We start from the raw sequence: 4,834 nt of genomic DNA, 5'->3' as shown, positions 1-4,834 counted from the left end.
GAGCTGCGGCTGCGGCGTTCGCCCCCGCCTCGCCACCGGCCTCGGGGAGGTCGGTCCTCGGTGTCGGCCCGCCGGGCGGCCTCAACCGGTCGATCTTGATCAGCTCGGTCTTCTCGGCGCCGCCCGACTTCTTCGGCAGCGCGATGCGCATCGTCGGCGGATCAGCCGGGCGCGGGCTCCTGACCTGCTCGCGGTCCGTGTCGTCGCCGTCGACGGTCGGCCACGATGGCTCCTCGGGCACGCGGTCCTCCGGGTTCGATTACGGGCAATCTCACACGCCCCTCAGCACTGCTGGCGGGGGTTGACGAGACGTCGTGGTCCACACTAGTGGGAACTACCGGACAGCCAGACGAGCGAGGACCTGCCAGTGGAGTTCGACGTCACCATCGAGATCCCCAAGGGGGTCCGCAACAAGTACGAGATGGACCACAAGACGGGGCGCATCAGGCTCGACCGCACCCTGTTCACGGCCACTCAGTACCCGGCGGACTACGGGTTCGTCGATGACACCCTGGGCGAGGACGGTGACCCGCTCGACGCGCTCGTTCTCGTGCAGGAGCCGACCTTCCCCGGCTGCCTGATCCGCTGCCGCGCGATCGGCATGTTCCGGATGACCGACGAGAAGGGCGGCGACGACAAGCTGCTCTGCGTCCCGTCGGACGACCCGCGCTCGGAGCACCTGCGGGACATCCACCACCTGAGCGAGTTCTACCGGCTGGAGATCCAGCACTTCTTCGAGGTCTACAAGGACCTGGAGCCGGGCAAGAGCGTCGAGGGCGCGACCTGGGTCGGCCGCACCGACGCGGAGGCCGAGATCGTGCGCTCCTACCAGCGCCTCAAGGACGCCGTGGCGCGCGGCGAGGAGCACTGAAACCGTTCCACGGGACGGTGAAGGCGAAGAGGGCCACCCCTGAGCGGGGTGGCCCTCTTCGCTTGCCCCGTCCGGGGCGCTTCTCGCCGGAAGCGCCCCGGTCGGGGGTCAGTGCAGGGCGATGGTCGACGCGGCGTCGGCCTCGTCCTTCGAGCGCTCCAGGCCCGAGCGGTCCGACAGCGGGACCTCGCGCAGGAACCACACGATCGCGAACCCGACCAGGGTCACGAGGGAGCCCACGAAGAACACCGTGTCGATCGCCGAGGAGAAGCCCTCCAGGAACGGCCTGGCCAGCACCGGGTCCAGCTTGGACAGGAACTCGGTGTTGTTCAGGTCCGCCGACGCGCCGCCGCTCTGGAGCTGCTGCGCGAACGCCTGGTTCTCGGGGCGGGCGAGCGCGGCGCGGAACGCGTCGGAGCCCATGGCCGAGCGCAGCGCCTCGCCGATCTTGTCGCCGACCGTGCTGAACAGGACGGACAGGAACACCGCGGCGCCGACCGTGCCGCCGATCTGCCGGAAGAACGTGGCCGACGAGGTCGCCACGCCCATGTCGCGGGGCTCGGCGTCGTTCTGGATCGCGATGAGCAGGGTCTGCATGCACAGGCCCAGGCCGATGCCCATGGTGAACATCAGCGCCATCGGCTGCCAGGTCGGGGTGTCCACGCCGACCTTGCTGAACAGGAACAGCGACACGGTCATGACCGCGAAGCCGGCGACCGGGAACACCTTGTAGCGGCCGGTCTTCGAGGTGATCTTGCCGCTGGTGCCCGCCGCGGTCATGATGCCGAGGGTCATCGGCAGCATCATCAGGCCCGCCTTGGTGGCCGAGTGGCCCTGCACGATCTGCAGGTACAGCGGGATGGAGACCATGCCGCCGAACATGCCCGCGCCGAGCACGAAGTTGATCGTGTTGCCGAGCGCGAAGGTCTGCTTGCGGAACAGCCGCAGCGGCAGCAGCGCCTCGTCACCCGCGCGCTTCTCCGCCCACACGAACGCGACCAGGCCGAGCACGCCGACGACGTACATGGCGATCGCGGTGGCCGAGCCCCAGCCCCACTCGCGGCCCTGCTCGGCCACGATCAGCAGCGGCACCAGGCCGACGGTCAGCGTGATCGCGCCGAGGAAGTCGACGCGGTGGTCGACCCGCTGGTGCGGGATGTTGAGGACCTTGGCGACGACGACCAGCGCGGCGAGCGCGATCGGGACGTTCACCAGGAACACCCAGCGCCAGCCCGCGAAGCCGAGGAAGTGGTCCATGCCCGCGAACAGGCCGCCGACGACCGGGCCCGCGACGCTGGAGACGCCGAAGACGGCCATGAAGTAGCCCGCGTAACGGCTGCGCTCGCGCGGCGAGGTGATGTCGGCCAGGATCGCGAACGCCAGCGACATGAGGCCGCCCGCGCCGAGGCCCTGGACCGCGCGGAAGGCGGCCAGCTCGTACATCGAGTTGGCGATGCCGCACAGCAGCGAGCCGACCAGGAACATCGAGATCGCGGTGAGGTACATCGGCTTGCGGCCGTAGATGTCCGACAGCTTGCCGTACAGCGGCGTCGTGATCGTGGACGTGATCAGGTAGGCGGTGGTCGCCCAGGCCTGGATGGTCTGCCCGTTCAGGTGGTCCGCGATGGTCTTCATGGCCGTCGCGACGATCATCTGGTCGAGCGCGGCCAGGAACATGCCCATGAGCAGCCCGGACAGGATCGTCAGGATCTGCCGGTGGGTGAGCAGCGCGGCGCCGGGTGGCGTCGCTCCCGCTCGGGTTGTCGTCTCCGACATCACTTCTCCCCTTCGGAGCGCGGCCCCTGTCCGCCCTCTGCGATGAAATCCGGGAGCGCTTTCTCGTATCCCTCGACGAAGCGCTCGAAATGCTCGACGAACGTGGTCCAGTCGTGGGTGGACCAGTCCGAGAAGAGGCGGGCCAGCGCCGCGTTGCGCACCCGTCGCCGCTCGTGCAGGAGGGACAGCCCATTGTCGGTCACGGCGAGCACGCTCGCCCGGCCGTCGTCGGGGTCCGCCCTGCGCTCCACCAGCCCGTCCTTGACCAGCCCTGCGACCTGGCGGCTGACCGTGGACGGGTCCGAGAAGACCGCCTCCGCCAGCGCGCTCGCGCGGGACGGGCCCATCTGCGCCAGGTTGGCGAGGAGGATGAAGGAGGCCTTGTCGATGCCCGCCTTGCTGAGGTTGGCGGAGAGAGCGGCGTGCATCTTGTTCAGCCGAACGAGTGCCGTGCCGAAGCGGTCGGCGAGCCCCTCGTCGGACCGCCCGCCCCCGTGGGCGTCCTCGGGCGTCGTCATCCGGACCACTCCATTGCTTGCATCATCCAACTAGTTTCAGTAGGCAAGTTTGCGCCCGATCAAGAGTCTTGGCAAATGAAATACCGGTGACGAGCGTCGCTTGGCTACTGGCCGGTAACATCTCGGGACATGGATCCCTCGCTCGTCGCGGACGCGATGCGGAAGTCAGTGCCGTGGGTGCAGACCAACGGCGTGGAGTTCACCGAGGTCGGCGCGGACCGCGTGGTCGCGGCCCTCCCCGACCGGCCGGAGTCCCGGAACCACGTGGGCGGGCCGCACGCGGCCATGCTGTTCGGGGTCGGCGAGACCGCCTCCGGCGCCGTGGTGATGGCGGCGTTCGGCGGCTACCTGGACCGGGCGACGCCGCTCGTGGCGCGCGCGGAGATCGCCTACCGCAAGCTCGCGCTCGGCCCGCTCACGGCGGAGGCGGTGCTGGAGCGGCCCGCCGCCGACGTGGTCGCCGAGCTGGAGGGCGGGCAGCGGCCGGAGTTCCCGGTGCGGGTGTCGGTGCGCGACGCCGAGGGCGTGGTGACCACCGAACTGGTGGTGACGTGGACCCTCAAGCCGCAGCGATGAGGGTGACGGCTGCGGTGAGTTGACGGCTTGGTGAGGTGGTCGACCGTTACGGGGTCGACCACTTTCACTCTAAGGAACTAATGCAGTAACGCAGTGCGACACTCGCCACGATGAGGCGAGCATGGAGAGCACCGCGCTGGTCCGCAGGACGCCGTTCCGGCTACTGCTGCTGGTCCCCGCCCTGCTGCTGACGGCCTGCGCCGCGCAGCCGCTCGCCGCTCCCGCCGCGCCCGCGCCGGACGCCGCGGACCACGCGCAGGTCCCCGCCCCGGACGCCGCCGAGCGGTGGGACCGATCCGGTTCGTGGTCGAACTCCTCCCCCGCGCAGCCCGACCCCGCCGACCTCGCGCCCGCGCGCGCCTCGGGGGTCGTCGACGCCCGCACCATCGCCGTGGCGGGCGGCGGCTCGGTCCGGCTGCTGGGGCTGGCCGAGCCCGGCGCCTGCTGGTCGCGCGCGGCGGCCGACTTCCTCGGCTCGCTGGTGGCGCAGAAGGACCTGGCGCTCGACGGCGCGTCCGTGCGCCTTCCCGGCGGGGCCGACCTCTCCGCCCAGCTCGTCAGCCAGGGCATGGCCCGCGCCGAACCGGACGCGGCCACCACCCTGACCCGCGCCGAGGCCACCGCCCGGAAGGCGGGCCTCGGCCTGTGGGGCGCGCCGTGCGGCGGCTCCGACTCGGTGGTGACGACGCCCGCGCCGACCGCGCGCGCCCTGGCGCAGTGCACCGCGAACACCTCCACGACCCCCGCCGGCCTGCCCGGCTCACCAGTTCTCGACCACGACACGGATGGGGTGGCCTGCGCATGAGCGCCAACCACGGCAACGACCAGTACGGCAGCGTGCCCGGCTTCGGCGGGCCCGACGACAATGCGGGCTACGGGGCGTCCGGCCACAGCACTCCCGGATACGGGGCGCCCGACTACGGCTACGGTCCCCAGGCCACCGCTTACACCCCTCCGCCGCAGGCCAGGAGCGGTCTGAAGGGCAAGTGGTCGGCGATGTCAAGGATGAAGAAGACCGGCACGGTCGCGGGCGGGATCTTCGGCGCCCTGGTCCTGATCGCCTCGCTCTCCGACCCACCGCCCGCCGACAGCA

At 70.7% G+C, this 4,834-nt stretch carries 6 protein-coding genes and 1 pseudogene; 4 read left to right on the top strand and 3 right to left on the bottom strand.

The features are described 5' to 3' along the window. Positions 1-241 (bottom strand): hypothetical protein (locus ACTUAL_RS10680; protein ID WP_440900139.1); only part of this gene is annotated, 241 nt, incomplete at its 3' end. A 126-nt stretch (positions 242-367) separates the two neighbouring features. Between ACTUAL_RS10680 and ACTUAL_RS10675 the strand changes: the two genes are divergently transcribed. Further along, positions 368-871 (top strand): inorganic diphosphatase, encoded by a 504-nt coding sequence (locus ACTUAL_RS10675; protein WP_096491173.1) that lies wholly within the window; start codon positions 368-370, stop codon positions 869-871. Positions 872-979: 108 nt separating this feature from the next. On the opposite strand, the gene ACTUAL_RS10670 is transcribed toward ACTUAL_RS10675, so the two are convergent. Together ACTUAL_RS10670 and ACTUAL_RS10665 are read right to left on the bottom strand one after the other, a co-directional pair. Then, positions 980-2,647 (bottom strand): MDR family MFS transporter, encoded by a 1,668-nt coding sequence (locus ACTUAL_RS10670; RefSeq protein WP_440900138.1) that lies wholly within the window; start codon positions 2,645-2,647, stop codon positions 980-982. Next, on the bottom strand, positions 2,647-3,165 hold the full coding sequence (locus ACTUAL_RS10665; protein WP_096497545.1) for a MarR family winged helix-turn-helix transcriptional regulator: 519 nt from the start codon (positions 3,163-3,165) through the stop codon (positions 2,647-2,649). The genes ACTUAL_RS10670 and ACTUAL_RS10665 overlap by 1 nt, the downstream gene beginning before the upstream one ends. A gap of 129 nt (positions 3,166-3,294) precedes the next feature. Here ACTUAL_RS10665 and ACTUAL_RS10660 point away from each other — a divergent pair, with 129 nt between their 5' ends. From ACTUAL_RS10660 to ACTUAL_RS10650, 3 genes and pseudogenes are all read left to right on the top strand, one after another. Further along, on the top strand, positions 3,295-3,741 hold the full coding sequence (locus ACTUAL_RS10660; protein ID WP_096491171.1) for a DUF4442 domain-containing protein: 447 nt from the start codon (positions 3,295-3,297) through the stop codon (positions 3,739-3,741). A gap of 121 nt (positions 3,742-3,862) precedes the next feature. Further along, the gene (locus tag ACTUAL_RS10655; protein WP_440900137.1) at positions 3,863-4,546 is read left to right on the top strand and encodes a thermonuclease family protein; all 684 of its coding nucleotides are present in this window, start codon (positions 3,863-3,865) and stop codon (positions 4,544-4,546) included. Further along, positions 4,543-4,834 (top strand): annotated as a pseudogene (locus ACTUAL_RS10650) (excalibur calcium-binding domain-containing protein); the annotation flags it as partial. The gene ACTUAL_RS10655 and the pseudogene ACTUAL_RS10650, both read left to right, overlap by 4 nt.

The organism is Actinosynnema sp., assembly GCF_052038725.1.
The sequence above is the reverse complement of the archived record's forward strand: the minus strand, read 5'-3'. Positions and strand labels throughout refer to the sequence as shown.